Source organism: Corynebacterium sp. UMB2355A, assembly GCF_033877495.1.
Lineage (GTDB): Bacteria > Actinomycetota > Actinomycetes > Mycobacteriales > Mycobacteriaceae > Corynebacterium > Corynebacterium pseudogenitalium.
The window spans coordinates 1,669,362-1,686,229 of the sequence record NZ_CP138855.1; the positions used below are offsets into that span (position 1 = coordinate 1,669,362).

A 16,868-nucleotide genomic window follows, 5' to 3' on the forward strand; every position below is an offset into this window, starting at 1 on the left:
CCCCTGGGAGGAGGCGCGTGTTCGGTGTTGCCGATAGGCTTACGGCCATGCGCTACAAACCGGGTGACCTTGTGCTCGCGGTCGCTGTTGCCATCTTGGCGGCGGTGTACACCGCGAGTGCGTTTACCCAACCCACGCATGCGGCCAGTTGGGGCCAGGCCGTGCTGTCGTGGGGCTTCGTCGCGGTGTGCGTGGTGCTCACGAGCAAACCCAAGTTCTCCTCGATTGCGCTTATCGCGCTGAATGTTGCCTGGTCTGTGATGTGGCTGGCCGCGCCGGTCAACCTTGGCTTTTCGCCGTGGGTGTTGGCGGTCCCGGTGGCGACCTTTATTGCCGGGCTGTTTACAGGGAAGCGCTTCGCGCTAGTTGTTCTCGCTGCCGCGTGCGGGTGGGCACTGCTGTCGCCGTTCATGTGGACGTGGGACGACAACTTTGTGTTGTTCTACCGGCACGGGGTCGATCTCGGGATCACGCTTGCGCTGCACTGGGGTGCGAGTGCGGTGGGGTATCTCCTTGGGGCGAATGTGGCAGCTGAGGATGAGGTGCGTCGTCGAGAAGCACACGCGAAAGAGCAACGTCTCGCAGCGGCGCGCGAGGAGGAACGCCGCGCCATTGCCCGCGATATTCACGACCTTCTCGGCCACTCGCTGACCCTGATCAAAGCGCAGGCCAATGCAGGGTTGGCGGCCGGACAGGAGCGGGAGGCGCTGCAGCAGATCAACGAGGCCGCCGGGCAGTCGTTGTCGGAGATTCGCCTGCTTGTGCGCGGCCTGCGTGAGAGCGATCATGCGTTTTCGCCGGCGGCGGGGATCCCTGACCTGCCGTCGTTGGTGCAGCGCTACCGCGACGCCGGTCTGGAAGTGTCGCTGGAAGCACCAGCAGTGGATGTCTCCCCGGTGACCTCGCTTGCTATTTATCGCATCGTGGCGGAGGCGCTGGCGAACGCGGCACGCCACCAAGTCGATCCCGCTGTGATGGTTCGGATCGCACCGGGCGAGACCGTAGTGGTAGAAGTCGTTTCTACCGGCCAGATTCGACCCCAACCAGGCACTGGTGTTGGGCTGGAGGGGCTGCGCGAACGCGCGGCAAGCGCCGGTGGCACGCTGAAGACATGGCAGTCAGGGGAGACATTTACCGTGTGGGCGGAGTTGGCAGCATGATCCGCCTGCTCCTTGCCGACGACCAACCGCTCCTCCTCAGCGCCCTCCGCACCATCTTGGACGCCCAGGACGACATCACCGTCGTCGCCACCGCCGCCGACGGCGCCGAGGCCGTGGAGCAAACCCGCGCCCACCGCATCGACGTGGCGGTGCTGGACATCCGCATGCCAGTACTCGACGGCATCACCGCCGCCCGCACCATCATGGAAATGGGCCCACGCGTGATCATGCTGACCACCTTCGACGACGACACCTTGATCCATGCGGCTATCGACGCCGGCGTGCACGGCTTTCTTCTCAAAGACGCCGAACCCGACGTCCTGGCCAACGCCGTGCGCGCTGTCGCCCGCGGCGAATCGGTTCTGGCCCCCGGGGTGACCGGCCGCGTGATGGAATGGGTCCGCGACGGTGCGGGCACCCAAGAATCCGCCGCCGCGCTGGAGGCGCTGACGCAACGCGAACACGACGTGCTCGCAGAAATTGGCCGCGGCGCCACGAACGCTGAAATCGCCGCCACACTGTTTATTGCAGAGACCACGGTGAAAACGCACGTCTCCAACCTGCTTGCCAAACTCGGCGCGCGCGACAGGGTGGCGCTTGCCTTGATCGCCCAGCGCGCCGGGATCTCCTCCTAGAGGAGGAGGCAGTGTGGTTCCGCCGGCCGATGTGGTCGCCTTGTTCGGCGACGACCATGAATGCCATGACTGATACGCAACTTGCTTGCCGCGGCGTGGCCGTGTCCTTCGGGGACCACCACGTACTTCGCGACGTGTCGTTGACCACCACCCCGGGCCGAGTCCACGCACTGCTCGGCCCCAACGGCGCGGGTAAATCGACGCTGATGTCGGTGCTGCTCGGCCTGATCGAACCCGATGTCGGCGAGGTAACACTGATGGGGCAGCCGTTTGACCGCTCGGCACTGCGCCATGTCGGCGCCTCCATCAACGACCCCGCCTTTTACAGCCACCTCAGCGCCCGCAACAACCTCCGCGTCCACACCACGCTGCTGGGCCTTCCCGACAGCGAAGCCGACCGGGTCCTCGAACTGGTTGGCCTCCAAACCGCGGGCAAGAAGAAAGCCGGCAGTTTCTCCACCGGCATGAAAGGCCGCCTCGCTCTCGCTCAGGCGCTGCTCGGCGAGCCAGAGGTGCTCATTCTCGACGAACCACAAAACGGTCTCGACCCCGAAGGCATTGCCCACCTGCGCGACTACCTCCGCGAATACGCACGTGCCGGGCGCACCGTCCTGGTCAGTTCCCACCAACTCGGCGAAGTGCTGCACATGGCCGACGACGCCACAGTCATCGCAGGCGGCAGCGTCCGCTTCGCAGGCGAGCTCGCGGAACTGGGTCCAAACCTAGAAGAGTCGTTCTTTCGGCTCACCTCCGGTGGTGAACGATGAACCTCCTACACGCCGAATGGATCCGTGCTCGCGGCTCCATACTGTGGTGGCTCGCTGGGGCAGGTTTGCTGGTCGGTGTGCTGCTGACGTTGTTCGCCCTGGCCGGAAATGTGGAAACCGCCACGAACCTGCTCTACCCGCAAGGCCTGTTGGTCACCGGCATGGCTGCGCCTGCCGCCGCACTGTTCGCAGGCTTGGCCGAGACCCGCGAGCGTGACGCCCGAGGCGGTGGCACTTGGTGGCGGCCGGTCTCACGGGTGCGAACGCGAGCCGCCCGCATCGCCGTGGTGTGGCTGGCGCTGGCCGTGTTCGTTGCCCTTGACTTTGTCGTACCGGTTGCCGCCGGCCTCATGTTCAACCTAGACAACACAGCCGCGATCGCACTCGTCGGCTTGTTTGTGTGGCTGGGCATGCTCGGTCCGGCAGGCCTCGCCGCCGCGTCTACGCGACGCATCGGGATGCTGCCGACCATCATCCTCGGCTTTTTCTTCACCATCGAGCTTGGCTACTTCGCCGAACGCGACTGGTGGTGGGCCAACCCCGGCGCCTGGCCAATTCGGTTGGTGCTGCCGACCATGGGCCTGCACTTCAACCTGCTGCCCCTCGACGCCACGGATCCGATGGCGGGGGAGTCTCCTGTGCTTGCCCTCATCCTCACGCTGGTGCTCGCAGCAATTGGCTTTGTAGTGGCCGCCCTCGTACCACCGCGCACCCGACCTATATTGCGCCGCCGCCGAGTCCACCACGTCACCGCACCGCTGGCCACTTCTCCGGCGACGCCACGCACCGAAGCCACCGGATACGTGGCTGCGGTGAAGGGGGTTGCGATGGCGGCGAGGGTGTCGTCGATACGCGCCTTGCTCCTGCTCACCGCCCTGGTGCTGCTGTTCTCGCTGGCATATCCGGTGGATGTGCGTGAGGCGATGTTCACCTACATCATCCTGCCGATAGGGGCGGGCGTGCTTCCCACACTGGTGTGGCCGAAACTGCGTCCCGCCTGGGCGCTCATGCAGGTCGAACACCCACGCGTCCGCGCCGCATTGGCCACGTGGTGCTTTGGAGTCGTCGCCCTCGTGTGCGCGTTCGGAGCGGCCGTGGTTGGCGACGCACGCTTCGGACTCCTCGCGTTTCTCGCAGGCAGCGTATTGACGCTCACCGCACTTGCCATCACCGTCCGCTTCGGCGTGGCGTGGACGCTGGCCACGACGATCCTGGTCACAATCGTCTCCGCCACGATCGGCGGGGATGTCCTCGCGCAATCTGCGTTATGGATCCTCGCCGTCCCCGCATGGCCAGCTACGGCCACCGGTGCACGAGTGTGGGTTGCGGCTGCGGTGGGGCTGGTGCTGCTGGCGGTGGTTGTAATGCTGCTGATGCGGACGCTGCGCGGGATGCGCCCAGTACGACGCTAACCCGCCGGGGTGAGGCGTCCGTCCGCCGTGTAGCGACCATCGGGGGAGTTGTAGAAGGCGTGGGCGTGGTTGTCGTCGATAAGTAAGTGCCACGTGCCGCCGTTATCGCAGGTGCCCTCGGTGATCGTCTCGCGGAAGCCATCATTGGTCCTGGTCAGGTGGCCCGCGCAGCCGAGCTCAGGGTAGGTCACCGCGATACCGTCCGCGGTTGGCGCGAACCAGACACGGAACTGCTGCCCCTGTAGGTGCTCGACCTCGGATACCTGACCCATCGTGCCCTCCATTGGACCTTTGAGCTCTGGAGGTTTGATTGTGCCCAGCGCCGCCGCGGCCGTCGTCGGGTGCCAGGTGATACGGGTGAACTCGCTGAGCGGATTGCCGACGACCGTCTCCTCCGGACCCCACACCTTCTCCAAACGCTGACCCCGCAGCTCGAAGTGCGTCACGTGCAGGAGAGGGCCTTCGGTTTCGTACTGGTCCAAGCCCGGCTGCGTGCCGTTGGTGAACACCGTCGGGTAAGGGTCGTCCGAGTCGATGAGGTAGTCCTTCGTCCAGTTCAGCGTGCCGTCCTGGGCCCGCAACACACGAACGGGGGAGGGGCCGTCAGCATCAGCGCGCAGCAGCAGTTCCGGCTCAAGATCGCCGTTGATATCTAAGACGTCGTAGGTGAACGTGCCGTCCAAGCCTTCGAGATCTGCGAAGAATCGCGCCGGGTCCGCGATGGCGTCGGCGTACAGATCACGGGTGGAGGGCGCCGGTGCTTCAGTCGCGGGCGTGCCCAGTGTTGTTTCCGGCACGGGCGCTTCCGGCACAGGCGCCGTGCCGCAGGAAGCCAGCAGGAGAGTGGCGGTGATGAGAGGCAGATAGCGCTTCATGGCACCACGCTACAGAAAACTAGAAACCTGAAGAAAGTTCCCAACCTATTCGTGATCGCCGGAACCATTTTCGTGGACAGTCGTTGTGACCTAGGGAAATGTAACCGTTGGTCGACCGGAACCGGCCCCGAACCCAAAATAGTTCCCGGCGGCGGGAACTATTTCGGCGGGCACGAAGGGGAGAAAACCGCCAGGCCGCGCACCTACCTAGTACCTAGTAGTAGAACGGGAAGTCGTCCCAGCGGGGTTCGCGTTTTTCTAGGAAGGAGTCGCGGCCTTCGACGGCCTCGTCGGTCATGTAGGCGAGGCGGGTTGCTTCACCGGCAAAGACTTGTTGGCCCATGAGGCCGTCGTCGACAAGGTTGAAGGCGAATTTGAGCATGCGCTGTGCGGTGGGGGACTTGCCGTTGATTTCGCGGGCGACCTGGATGGCCTCCTCTTCCAAGGAAGCGTGCGGGGCGACGATGTTGACGGCGCCCATGCGCTGCATCTCCTCGGCAGAGTAGGTGCGGCCGAGGAAGAAATCTCGCGGGCGAACTTTTGACCCACCATCTTGGCCAGGTAGGCGGAGCCGTCGCCGGCGTCGAAGGAGCCGACGTCGGCGTCGGTTTGTTTGAACCTGGCCTCCTCCTTCGAGGCGATGGTCAGGTCGCACACGACGTGGAGTGAGTGGCCGCCGCCGGCTGCCCAGCCGCTCACCACCGCGATGACCACCTTGGGCATGGTGCGGATGAGGCGCTGGACCTCAAGGATGTGCAGGCGTCCGCCCTCGGCCTTGACGCGCGCTTCATCGACGGTGTCGGCGGTGTCGCCGCCCGCGTACTGGTAGCCGGAGCGGCCACGGATGCGCTGGTCGCCGCCGGAGCAGAACGCCCAGCCGCCGTCCTTCTCGGAAGGCCCGTTGCCGGTCAGCAACACCACGCCCACAGAAGGGTCGCGCCTGGCGTGGTCGAGTGCCCGGTAGAGTTCGTCGACGGTGTGGGGGCGGAACGCGTTGCGTACTTCGGGGCGGTCGAAGGCGATGCGGACGATGCCGTCGGCGCGCGTGGTCCCTACGTGTCGGTGATAGGTGATGTCGGTGAAGTCAAAACCTTCGACCTCGCGCCATTGGGTTGGGTCGAATGGTTGCGCAGTGGAATAGATCATGGCTTTGTAGTCTACGGTGCCGACGGCAGCTCGGGGCACCCCCACAGGGAGGCAACCGCTGTATAAGGCATTGCTTACCTAATGGGCTCGGAGTTAAATCAAACGTATGAGTCTGATAACGAAAACTGCCGAGGGCACCCTTGCCCGCATCCCCGTCGGCGACAGCGCCGTTATCGCGGCGCTTGACACTACACCTACCGTCGCGCGTCGCCTGCAGGAGCTTGGTCTTCGCCCAGGCCAGCGCGTGAGCATTATGCAGTCCACGGCTGGTGGTGGCCGCGTGATCAAGGTGGCAACCTCCCGCTACGCCCTCAGCGCTGACGCGCTGCGTGGCATCAAGGTGAGCGTGGCATAGCCATGGCCGATTTCACCCAGGTTCCGTCGTGTTGCGGGCCGCACGCAGATACCGCCGTCAAGGGCGAGCCCACCATCGCGCTGATCGGAGCTCCGAACGCCGGCAAGTCCACCTTGTTTAATGCGCTGACTGGCGCGAACGTGAAGATGGGCAACTGGCCTGGCACCTCCGTGGAGATTTCTCGCGGCGTGTGGGCGGGTTCCTATAACGTGATTGATTTTCCTGGCGCCTACTCGCTGGATCCGCAGAGCCCTGACGAGGAGCTCACTCGCGAGCTGCTGCTGGAGCGTTGCCCGGCGGAGCGTCCGGATGCGGTGGTGGTCGTCGTTGATGCGGCGAACCTTGCGCGTGGTTTGTATATGGTGGCGCAGCTCGCGGAGACGCCGTACCGCATCGTGGTTGCGTTGACCAAGATGGATGTGGCCCGCGCGGAGGGCATTGCGGTGGATGCGGCGGCGCTGCAGAACGCGCTCGGGCTGCCCGTGGTCGCGGTCGATCCGCGTAAGAGGGACGTTCGCGGGCTGCGCGAAGTTATCGACGCCCAGCTCGCCGAGCCCGCCGTCACCCTGCGCCCAGTGGCCACTTCAGACGACTTCGAGCTTGCCGACGCCCGCTTCGCCTGGGTCGACGCCGCCGTCGAGCGCGCCGCGAGCGACACCGGCCACCAGCAGACTTTCACCGAGCGCCTGGACCGTTTCGCGCTGCACCCGGTGATTGGCCCGCTGATGTTCCTGGTGGCGATGTGGATGGTCTTCGAGATCACCACCACTGTGGCGAAGCCGTTGCAGGATGGTTTGGAGAACTTCTTCGGCGGCCCGGTCTCTGACGCGGCGCTCGCGGTGCTGCCGGATATCGGCTGGCTGCGCGGCCTGGTTGTCGACGGCCTGATTAACGGCGTGGGCATGGTGCTTACGTTCGCCCCGCTGATGGCGCTGATGTTCCTGTGCCTCGCCGTGCTGGAGGACTCCGGGTATATGGCGCGCGCGGCCGTCGTCGCGGACCGTGTGATGCGCGCGATGGGCTTGCCGGGCAAGGCGTTCATCCCGCTCATCGTTGGCTTCGGCTGCAATGTGCCGGCGATTTCGGCGACGCGCGTGATGGGGGACCCGCGCCACCGCCTGATGACGGCCCTCTTGGTGCCGTTCACGTCCTGCAGTGCGCGTTTGACGGTGTACGTCATGCTGGGTGCGACGTTCTTCCCGGACCACGCGGGCACCGTCGTCTTCGCGATGTACGTCATTTCTATTCTGCTTGTCGTGCTGACCGGCCTGGCGCTGCGTAAGGCGCTGTGGTCCACGATGGGCACTGAGCCCCTGGTCATTGACCTGCCAGTGTACCAGCTGCCGGGCGCGCGTCTGGCGCTGTCGGTGATGTGGGCTCGCCTGCGCGGCTTCCTGGAGACCGCCGGCAAGATCATCGTCGCGACTGTCGTCGTGGTGTGGGCGCTGCAGTCCACCCCGGTGACCTCCGAAGCAGAGTTCGGCGAGGTGGCCCCGCAGGAGTCGGTGTACGGCACTGTCTCTGACGCGATCGCCCCCGTCTTCGCGCCCGCCGGTTTCGACTCCTGGTCCCTCGCTGGTCCGCTGATTACCGGCTTCGTGGCCAAGGAGGCCGTCATCTCGAGCTGGGCCCAGACCTACGCGCTGGAGGAGCCCGAGGAAGGCGACGGCAACTCGCCGCTGAGCCAGGCAATCCGCGAAGACTTCAACCAGGCCTCCGGCGGGCACGCGATACCTGCAGTGTGGGCGTACATGCTCTTCCTGCTGGCATACACCCCGTGCGTGGCTACACTTGCCGCGCAGCGCCGGGAGATCGGCCTGAAGTGGACGTTGTTCGGCGTCGCGCTGCAGATGGTGATGGCGTGGGGCCTGGCCGTCGGCGCGTTCCAGCTGCTGAAGGTGTTCTTCTGATGAGTGGCGGACCGATGTCGGCGGTGCTCGGCGCACTGCGCGAGGGCTGCGTGAGCCGCGAGGAAATCGCGCGCCGCACCAACCTGTCACCCATGACTATCGACGCTGTCATGGCCCACCTCGAGGCCACCGGCGAAGTGCAGCGCCGCGCCCTCAACGACTCCTGCGCGGGCGGCTGCGGTGGCTGTCCGTCTCGCGGGGCGTGCACGTCGGGCCCTGTCGCGTTGGTGCTCGGCCGGCGCTAGCCTGGCCCTATGCCTTCTTTATTGCCTTCCGTTGACGAGATCCTTGAGCGCTCCCACGTTGTAGCCCTGCCTATGGCAGTGAAGTTCCGCGGGATCACCACCCGTGAGGCCCTGCTTATCGACGGCCCCTCCGGCTGGGGCGAGTTCTCTCCCTTTGTGGAGTACGGCCCTGAAGAGTCCGCGCAGTGGCTGCGCTCCGGTTCGGAGGCCGCGTTCGATGGTCTGCCGGAGGCCTCCGGACCGGTGCCGGTGAACGGCACGGTGCCCGCGGTGGATGCCGCCCAGGTGGAGGAGGTGTTGGAGCGTTTCCCGGGGATCGGGACGTTCAAGATTAAGGTGGCCGAGGCTGGTCAGACGCTCGCCGACGATGTCGCGCGCGTCGAGCGGGTGCGCGAGCTGCGTCCCGACGCGACCCTGCGCGTGGACGCGAACCGGGGGTGGAGCGTCGAGGAGGCGGTGCGCGCCGCCGACGCGTTGGGGGAGCTGGAGTACATCGAGCAGCCCTGCGGGAGCGCGGAGGAGCTCGCGGAGGTGCGTGCGCGGGTGCGTACGCCGATCGCGGCGGACGAATCGATACGCCGGGCGGCTGACCCGCTGCGTGTCGCCGAGCTGGGCGCGGCGGATGTTGCCGTGTTGAAGGTTGCGCCGCTCGGGGGAGTGCGCCGCCTGCTGGCGCTGAAGCGGGACCTGGGGATGGATGTGACGGTGGCCAGCGCCCTGGACACCGCGGTGGGGATGTACGCGGGGCTGGTAGCGGCGCGGTGCGCGGATTCGCGTGCAGCGGGATTGGCTACGCAGCGGCTGTTCGTAGAGGACGTCGCGAAGCCCCGCCCACTTATCGATGGCTGCCTCGAAGCCACCCCTGTTACCCCCGATCCGGCGCGTCTGCACGAGTTGCGGGCTCCCGCGGAACGTCGCGACTGGTGGTTTCAGCGCGTTCGGGACTGCATGGACACCATGCGGGGGTAAAAACGTGCCCGGGCGGGGGTGGAAATGTTTGATTAATCTGTGCATTCTTGCGACATTTGATGTGTGAGGGCGTAACGTCTCCCACGCGAGGGTGTGAAAGATCACCTTTTTAGCTGTTGTGTGAATCCTGTTCGAAAGGATCGAAAATGTCGACTCCCGTGATGCACGAATCGTCCGCGCTCTCCGACGGCGAGCTTGCCAAGTCGCCCGAACCGGGTGAGTGGCGCCGCCAACTCATCGGCCTGATCGCAGGTGTGCTGCTTGCGCTGCTGGTGTACTACATCTTCCCGGGCAGCGCTGCCGAAACAGTGCAACAGTCCTCGGGCGCCGACCCTGAAACGACCTACGATGCCGACGTAATGCGCGTCGTCGCCGCGACCACGGTGCTCATGGCGGCGTGGTGGATGACGGAGGCGATCCCGCTGGCGGCAACCGCCTTGCTACCGATAGCGATCTTCCCGGTGATGGGCGTGGCAAAGTTCAGCGCGGTCTCCGGGCCGTACGCGTCGTCCACGATTTTCCTCTTCATGGGTGGCTTCCTGATGGCCCTCGGGTTGCAGCGTTGGAATCTGCACCGCAGGCTCGCGCTGGTGGTCGTGCGCATTGTGGGTACCAGCCCGAAGCGCATCATCTTGGGCTTCATGCTGGCCACTGGCTTCATGTCCATGTGGGTGTCCAACACCGCAACCGCGGTGGTCATGCTCCCGATTGGTGTTTCTGTGCTGACCCTGACCGCTGACTCCGTGGGTGGCATGCAGAACCAGAAGAAGTTCGCTACCTCGCTCATGCTGGCAATCGCGTACTCCGCCTCCACCGGTTCGCTCGGCACCCTGATTGGTACACCACCGAACGCGCTGCTGGCCGGCTACATGAAGGAAGCACACGACATCACGATCGGGTTCGGTCAGTGGATGCTCGTCGGTATGCCGATGGCGATCCTGCTGACCGTGATCGCCTGGTTTGTCCTGATTAACGTGTTCAAGCCTGAGATCGACCGGATCCCTGGTGGCAAGGAGCTTATCGACGCCGAGTACCGCAAGCTGGGCGCATGGACCTTCCCGCAGGTGGCCGTCGGCATCATCTTCCTGGTCGCAGCACTCGCCTGGATCTTCATTCCGCTTGGCATCAAGCAGTTCGGTTGGGAGTTCCCGTACAACGACGCCATCGTCGGCATCATTGCCGGCCTGCTGATGTTCATCGTGCCGGGCACGAAGCAGGGCAAGCGCCTGATGGACTGGGAGACCGCGAACGAGATGCCGTGGGACGTCCTGCTGCTGTTCGGTGGTGGCCTGTCTCTGTCCGCGATGTTCACCTCCACCGGCCTGTCCCTCTGGATCGGTGAAGCCGCAAAGGGCCTCGCCGTGCTGCCGACGATCCTGCTCATCATGGCTGTCGCTGCACTGGTGCTGGGCCTGACCGAGCTGACCTCGAACACGGCGACCGCCGCCACCTTCCTCCCGATCATGGGCGGTGTCGCGGTTGGTATCGGCCTGACCGAGGCGACCGAGATGAATATCCTGCTGCTGGCCATCCCGGTGGCGCTGTCCGCAACCTGTGCGTTCATGCTCCCGGTGGCAACGCCGCCGAACGCGATCGCGTACTCCTCCGGCTACGTCACTATGGGCGAGATGCTCAAGGGTGGCCTGTGGCTGAACATCATCTCCCTCGGCCTGATCACCGTGGTGACCTACTTCCTGGCGGTGCCGGTGTTTGGTTTGGTGCTCTAGCGGTACGCTAGCAGCATGGATAACCAGCAACGTCCAAAGCAATACTTCCCGGACCCGGAGCACCAAACGCAGTACTACGAGCCGGAAGCCTATTACGAACCCCAGTCCTATTACGAGCTGGAGCCGCAGCGCTCCAACGGGCTCGCAATTGGGCTGGGGATTGCCCTTGCTATCGCACTGTGCGCCGGCACGGTGCTGTTCTTCCTGTGGCGCAGCGCCGCAGCCGAGGCGGACAAGCCGCCGGTGACCTCCACGGTGACCGAGACTGCCGTGTCCACGGAGACGGTCACGGAGACCACGACGAAGCGGCCGAAGTTGCTGCCGGACCGGGGGCGCGGGGAGAGCGGGGAGACCGTGGCACCGACCGAGCCAGCCGTCGAGGTGCCGACCGAGCTGCGCGGCCTTTTCGACGACATCGTCTCCGGTGCAGAGAGCGCCCTGCAAGGCCAGTAAGGTAGGTGGCCATGAACTCGATGGATATTGCCCGCCAGGTCGCCGAGTCGCTCTCGCAGCACGTTACCGACGTGGTGATGTGCCCAGGTTCGCGCAACTCGCCGTTGGCGTACGCGCTGCTCGCACGCAGGGACATCACCGTCCACATGCGTATCGACGAACGCTCCGCCTCCTTCACCGCCCTCGGCCTGGCGCGCGTGCAGCGCCGCCACGTCGGCGTAGTGATGACGTCCGGCACCGCGGTTGCCAACACGCTTCCCGCCATGGTGGAGGCGCACATGGCGCACGTGCCGCTGGCCGTGATCAGCGCCGACCGCCCCGAGTGGATGGTCGGCACTGGGGCCTCCCAGACGATTTGGCAGCAGGGCATCTTCGGCCACTACGCCAAGACCCAGCAGGTCACCAGTGCGGAGGAGGCCCGCGCGCTGGACTTCGGCGCAGCCCAGGTGCACGTCAACGTGGCCCTGGACACCCCGCTGGTGCCCGACGCCCTGCCGGAGCCGGTGGGGAAGTCGCGCCGGGTTGGTCCGGGTCGCCTGGCCACGAAGCCCGCGTGGAGTGACCACGGCGCCGTCGACGTCGACTTGACGAAGGACACGCTGGTCATCGCAGGCGACGAGGCCTGGGACGTTCCCGGACTGGAGCACGTGCCCACCATCGCCGAGCCCACCGCGCCAACGCCGTTCCACCAGGTGCACCCGCTGGCCGCGCGATTCTTCGCGCAGAGCGAGGTCTCGATTAGCCACGACGGCGGCGATTTCGCAGCGTCGACGAAGCCGGAGCAGGTCATCGTGGTGGGACACCCAACCCTGCACCGCGACGTGATGGCGTTGCTCGCCGACCCGGACATCACCGTGATCGGCATTTCGCGCACGGAGACGTTCACGGGCAACCCGCAGCTGCGCGGTTCGCGAGTCAACGCGACCGGCCAGCCGCGCCAGCAGTGGATCACCATCTGCGAGGCCGCGGGCGGCGTCGGCGCGAACACGGTGCGCGACGCCCTCGCCGACGCCGACTACGGGTTTACCGGCATGCACGTCGCCGCCGCCGTGTGCGACACCCTCGGGGTCGGGGACACGCTGGTGTTGGGGGCCTCCAACCCGGTCCGGGACGCCTCCTTCGTCGGCATGCCGTTCGACGGCGTGCCGACCTTCTCCCCGCGCGGCGCCGCGGGCATCGACGGCACGGTCTCCCAGGCAATCGGCATTGCCCTTGCCACGCAGCGTCTGCACCCGGACGAGATCCGCGCCCCGCGCACCGTCGCGCTCATGGGGGACCTCACCTTCCTTCACGATGCCGGAGGGCTCCTTATCGGGCCCGACGAGCCACGCCCCGGCAACCTCACCATCGTGGTCGCCAACGACGACGGCGGTGGCATCTTCGAAACGCTCGAGGTCGGGGCGGAGTCCGTCCGGGACGACTTTGAGAAGGCGTTTGGTACGAGGCACGAAGTGGACGTCGAAAAGCTGGCGGAGGCCTACGGCGCCGACTACCGCCGTGCCGAAACCCTCGCCGAGCTGCACGAGGTGCTCCTCGAGCTGGAGGCGCAGCCCAGCCCGATCACCGTCGTGGAAGCGCGCACCACACGGGCCACCCGGCGAGCGCTCGCGCAGCGGCTGCAGAAGTGATCCGCTGGAAGCGACGCGCCCAGCAGCTCGTGCTGGCGCTGTATACGTGCGCGATGCTCGGCAGCCTCGCGATGGTCGCAGGGCCGGCCATCAACGACTGGCGCATCGCCCGCGACCCCGGCCGCGGCCTCGCCACTGTGACTGGCGTGAGCAAGATCCGCACCGCCGTGGAGTACCAGGATGACCGCGGGCGCACCCACTCGCCGGCGACCGGTCTGCTGTACCCAACCGGGCTCAGCGAAGGCCAACAGGTGTGGGTGACGTACTCGCGCACCGACCCCGACCTGGTCAAAGTTGAGGGCCGCGGTTGGATGCTGTCGCTGATCCCTGCGCTGTCCGTCGCCGTGGTGGCAACGCTTGTGGCTGCCGCGGCCTGGAAGGGCGTGGGGCGCTTCGTGCGCGAGGACAGCGAGGGGGCGGCGTAGCGGATGCGCGTGGCCATCGTTGCAGAGTCCTTCCTGCCGAACGTCAACGGGGTGACCAATTCCGTGCTGCGCGTGCTCGACCACCTTCGCGAGTACGGCCACGACGCCCTCGTGATCGCCCCCGGGGCGCGTGAACACCAGGAGGAAATCCCCGACTACCGGGGCTTCCGCGTGGTGCGCGTGCCCACCGTGCGCGTGCCGATGGTCAACTCGCTGCCCATCGGGGTCCCCACCAGTGCCGTGCGCGCCGCGCTCGCTTCCTTTCAGCCGGATGTGGTGCACCTGGCCAGCCCGTTCGTGCTCGGGGCGGCCGGCGCGTTCGCCGCGCGCCAGCTGAAGGTGCCCGCGGTAGCGCTCTACCAAACCGATGTGGCCGGGTTCGCCACGAAATACCACCTCCCGGCGCTGGCGAAGCTTTCGTGGGACTGGACGCGGCGCCTCCACAATGCCTGCCAGCTCACGCTCGCACCGTCGTCGGCAGCGGTGGAGCAGCTGCACAGGCACGGCATCGAGCGCGTCCACACGTGGGGCCGAGGTGTCGACGCCACCCTCTACCACCCCCGCCGCCGCAGCGAGGAGCTACGCCGCACTTGGGACCCGAGCGGTCGCAAACGCATCGTCGGCTTCGTCGGCCGCCTCGCCGCCGAGAAGAGCGTGCACCGCCTCGCACCACTCTGTGGCCGCGAGGACCTGCAAGTGGTGATCGTCGGCGGCGGTCCTGAGGCCGACGCCTTGCGCGCCGTATTGCCGGGCGCGGTGTTTTGCGGCCCGCTCACCGGCGAGGAGCTCGCCCGCGCCTACGCCAGCTTCGACGTCTTCGTACACCCCGGCGAGTTTGAAACCTTCTGCCAAACCATCCAAGAAGCTCAGGCCAGCGGCGTGCCCACCATCGCGCCGCGCGCCGGCGGGCCCATCGACCTCATCGCCGAGGGCACCAACGGCCTCCTTCTCGACGTCCCCACGTTCACCACCGAACTCCCGCACGCCGTCGCGTGGTGTCTCGACGAGATCAGGTGGCAGGACCTTCGGGTCGCGGCCCGCGAGTCCACTTCCGGCAAAACGTGGGAGGCGCTGTGCCGGCAACTCGTCGAGTATTACGAACAGGCACAGCGCGCGCTACAGTAGAGCGTTATGGCCAAGGCAGATCTGGAGAAGAAGCCCTTCGACGTAGCGGGCATGTTTGACGGCGTCGGCGAGAAGTACGACATCACCAACACCGTGTTGTCCTTCGGGCTGGACAAGTACTGGCGCAGGCGCGCCCGCGAGCGCCTCAACCTGAAGCCGGGGGAGAAGGTGCTCGACCTCGCCGCCGGCACCGCCGTGTCCACCGTGGAGTTGGCGAAGTCCGGCGCGTGGGTCGTCGCCTGCGACTTCTCCCAGGGCATGCTGGCCGCCGGTCGCGACCGCGACGTGCCCAAGGTCGTCGGCGACGCGATGCACCTGCCGTTCGCCGACAACACGTTCGACGCCGTCACCATCTCCTACGGCCTGCGCAACGTCTACGACTTCGAGGCGGGCCTGCGCGAAATGGCGCGCGTGACCAAGCCCGGCGGGCGCCTTCTGGTCAACGAATTTTCGACGCCCATCGTCCCCGGCTTCCGCACCCTGTACAAGCAGTACCTGCCGGTGGCGCTGCCGCTGCTGGCGAAGGTGTTCTCCTCCAACGCAGAAGCCTACGAGTACCTCGCCGAGTCCATCCGGGCGTGGCCGCACCAAGAAGAGCTGGCCGCCGCCATCAACCACAACGGGTGGGCAGGCGCCGGCTGGCAGGACCTCTCGCTCGGCATTGTGGCGCTGCACAGCGCCGTGAAACCTACAACGTAGCGTCCCATAGCGGCGCGTTCACGGGCACCGCGCGCCCGGCCGCGCGCCACGCACGCGAAATCAGGTCCGTGTCTTCTTCGGTGACCAGGTTGCCCATCAGGCGTGCCGCCGCCGGCATCAGGTGGCGTCCTGCCACCCCACGCAGCGCCAGCGGGCCCGCCACCGGCAAGAACTGCGGGTAAGTAAGCAGACGTGCCGCCGTGCGCGCCAACGCGAACGCCCGGCCATACGCCTCCCGCAGGATGAGCGGCCACGCCAGCGTGCAGTCCTTGCCCTCCTGCAGCAGTTCCACCGCCATGACGGCGGTTTCCATGCCGTAGTCGATACCCTCGCCGTTGAGCGGGTTCACGCACGCCGCCGCATCCCCGATGAGCATCCAGTTCGGACCCGCCACGTTCGAGACTGCCCCGCCCATCGGGAGCAGGGCGCTGGTGACCTGCTGCGGCTCGCCCAAGGCCCAGGTGTCACGCTGCTGGTCCGCGTACTGGTGGAGCAGCTTCTTCGTGTTCACGCGCGCCGGGCGGGCGTCCGTGGACAAGGCGCCGCAGCCGAGGTTCACCGTGCCGTCGCCGAGCGGGAAGATCCAGCCGTAGCCGGGCTGGATGGTGCCGGTGTCGTCGCGAAGCTCCACGTGCGAGTGCATCCACGGCTCCCCGGACATGGGGGAGGTGCAGTAGGAACGCGCCGCGATACCGAAGACCTCGCCCTTGTGCCACGTGCGTCCCAACCGCTTGCCGAAGGTCGAACGCACCCCATCAGCCACGATCACCCAGCCGGTGCGCACCTCGCCGCGCGCGGTGTGCACGGACTCGATCAGGCCGTCCGCTCCGAACGCCACGTCCGTTGCTGGGCAGTCCTGCCACACAGTGGCGCCCGCGGCCTCAGCCTCCGCGACCAGCGCGGCATCGAAGGTCGCGCGCGGGCTCGCGGAGCCCTCCGTGCCGTAGACTCCGTCCGGCCACGGCGCCGTCACGTCACCCCCGTACCCGTGCAGTCGAAGGCCCTTGTTGCGGTAGGCGGGCAGCACGTGCTCCAGGCCCAGGCGGCGCAACGTATGTACCGCGCGTGGGGTCAGGCCGTCGCCGCAGGTTTTGTCGCGGCCGGGCGAAGCGGCGTCGAGAAGCAGAGTAGAAAACCCAGCTCTCTGGGCGGCAATGGCCGCCGTGGCCCCCGACGGGCCCGCGCCCACAACTACGCAATCAACAAACTCAGTCACGAGTCCACATTGTGCCAGATAGCGCAGGCACACCCCATTACTGCAAAAAATGGAGGGTGTGGACTACGGTTAGTGATGTTAACCGCGCGCAGCACATGCCCCGGGCATGGCGCAATGAGTA

General features: G+C 66.5%; 15 protein-coding genes and 2 pseudogenes. 14 read left to right on the forward strand and 3 right to left on the reverse strand.

Annotated elements, in window-relative coordinates:
- Positions 1-47: 47 nt before the first annotated feature.
- The 4 genes from R0V12_RS07755 (at position 48) to R0V12_RS07770 (ending at position 3,974) form a co-directional block, all read left to right on the forward strand.
- Positions 48-1,160 carry a sensor histidine kinase gene (locus R0V12_RS07755; protein ID WP_143110524.1) on the forward strand — a complete coding sequence of 371 codons (1,113 nt, stop codon included), beginning with the start codon at positions 48-50 and terminating at the stop codon, positions 1,158-1,160.
- Positions 1,157-1,795 carry a response regulator gene (locus tag R0V12_RS07760; protein ID WP_071572817.1) on the forward strand — a complete coding sequence of 213 codons (639 nt, stop codon included), beginning with the start codon at positions 1,157-1,159 and terminating at the stop codon, positions 1,793-1,795. The genes R0V12_RS07755 and R0V12_RS07760 overlap by 4 nt, the downstream gene beginning before the upstream one ends.
- Before the next feature lie 65 nt (positions 1,796-1,860).
- Complete coding sequence (locus tag R0V12_RS07765; RefSeq protein ID WP_320072439.1) at positions 1,861-2,562, forward strand: ATP-binding cassette domain-containing protein; 702 nt, start codon at positions 1,861-1,863, stop codon at positions 2,560-2,562.
- Positions 2,559-3,974, forward strand: a complete 1,416-nt coding sequence (locus R0V12_RS07770) for an ABC-2 family transporter permease (protein ID WP_320072440.1) — start codon at positions 2,559-2,561, stop codon at positions 3,972-3,974. Before R0V12_RS07765 ends, R0V12_RS07770 begins: the two co-directional genes overlap by 4 nt.
- Here R0V12_RS07770 and R0V12_RS07775 read toward each other — a convergent pair.
- Both R0V12_RS07775 and R0V12_RS07780 read right to left on the reverse strand, forming a co-directional pair.
- On the reverse strand, positions 3,971-4,849 hold the full coding sequence (locus R0V12_RS07775) for a hypothetical protein (RefSeq protein WP_320072441.1): 879 nt from the start codon (positions 4,847-4,849) through the stop codon (positions 3,971-3,973). The two genes, R0V12_RS07770 and R0V12_RS07775, sit on opposite strands and share 4 nt — an antisense overlap.
- Before the next feature lie 214 nt (positions 4,850-5,063).
- A pseudogene (locus tag R0V12_RS07780) lies at positions 5,064-5,995 on the reverse strand (1,4-dihydroxy-2-naphthoyl-CoA synthase).
- Positions 5,996-6,101: 106 nt separating this feature from the next.
- Here R0V12_RS07780 and R0V12_RS07785 point away from each other — a divergent pair.
- The 10 genes and pseudogenes from R0V12_RS07785 (at position 6,102) to R0V12_RS07830 (ending at position 15,531) form a co-directional block, all read left to right on the forward strand.
- A complete protein-coding gene (locus tag R0V12_RS07785) occupies positions 6,102-6,350 on the forward strand; it encodes a FeoA family protein (RefSeq protein ID WP_083290805.1) in 249 nt (82 codons plus the stop codon).
- A gap of 2 nt (positions 6,351-6,352) precedes the next feature.
- Positions 6,353-8,260 carry a ferrous iron transport protein B gene (gene feoB, locus R0V12_RS07790; protein ID WP_320072442.1) on the forward strand — a complete coding sequence of 636 codons (1,908 nt, stop codon included), beginning with the start codon at positions 6,353-6,355 and terminating at the stop codon, positions 8,258-8,260.
- A complete protein-coding gene (locus R0V12_RS07795) occupies positions 8,173-8,505 on the forward strand; it encodes a FeoC-like transcriptional regulator (RefSeq protein WP_284818369.1) in 333 nt (110 codons plus the stop codon). Before feoB ends, R0V12_RS07795 begins: the two co-directional genes overlap by 88 nt.
- Positions 8,506-8,514: 9 nt before the next feature.
- Positions 8,515-9,474 (forward strand): o-succinylbenzoate synthase, encoded by a 960-nt coding sequence (locus tag R0V12_RS07800; protein WP_320072443.1) that lies wholly within the window; start codon positions 8,515-8,517, stop codon positions 9,472-9,474.
- A gap of 146 nt (positions 9,475-9,620) precedes the next feature.
- Positions 9,621-11,201: an SLC13 family permease gene (locus R0V12_RS07805; RefSeq protein WP_071572810.1), complete on the forward strand. Its 1,581-nt coding sequence runs from the start codon at positions 9,621-9,623 to the stop codon at positions 11,199-11,201.
- 15 nt (positions 11,202-11,216) lie between these two features.
- Positions 11,217-11,654, forward strand: a complete 438-nt coding sequence (locus tag R0V12_RS07810; protein ID WP_070363152.1) for a hypothetical protein — start codon at positions 11,217-11,219, stop codon at positions 11,652-11,654.
- An 11-nt stretch (positions 11,655-11,665) separates the two neighbouring features.
- The gene (menD, locus tag R0V12_RS07815) at positions 11,666-13,282 is read left to right on the forward strand and encodes a 2-succinyl-5-enolpyruvyl-6-hydroxy-3-cyclohexene-1-carboxylic-acid synthase (protein ID WP_320072444.1); all 1,617 of its coding nucleotides are present in this window, start codon (positions 11,666-11,668) and stop codon (positions 13,280-13,282) included.
- Entirely contained in the window at positions 13,282-13,707 is a 426-nt protein-coding gene (locus R0V12_RS07820) for a DUF3592 domain-containing protein (protein WP_370687097.1), read from the forward strand. Before menD ends, R0V12_RS07820 begins: the two co-directional genes overlap by 1 nt.
- Positions 13,708-13,710: 3 nt before the next feature.
- A pseudogene (locus tag R0V12_RS07825) lies at positions 13,711-14,811 on the forward strand (glycosyltransferase family 4 protein); the annotation flags it as partial.
- A 27-nt stretch (positions 14,812-14,838) separates the two neighbouring features.
- The gene (locus R0V12_RS07830; protein ID WP_070363148.1) at positions 14,839-15,531 is read left to right on the forward strand and encodes a demethylmenaquinone methyltransferase; all 693 of its coding nucleotides are present in this window, start codon (positions 14,839-14,841) and stop codon (positions 15,529-15,531) included.
- Here R0V12_RS07830 and R0V12_RS07835 read toward each other — a convergent pair.
- Entirely contained in the window at positions 15,521-16,747 is a 1,227-nt protein-coding gene (locus R0V12_RS07835) for a geranylgeranyl reductase family protein (protein WP_320072445.1), read from the reverse strand. The genes R0V12_RS07830 and R0V12_RS07835 overlap by 11 nt on opposite strands.
- Positions 16,748-16,868 lie beyond the last annotated feature (121 nt).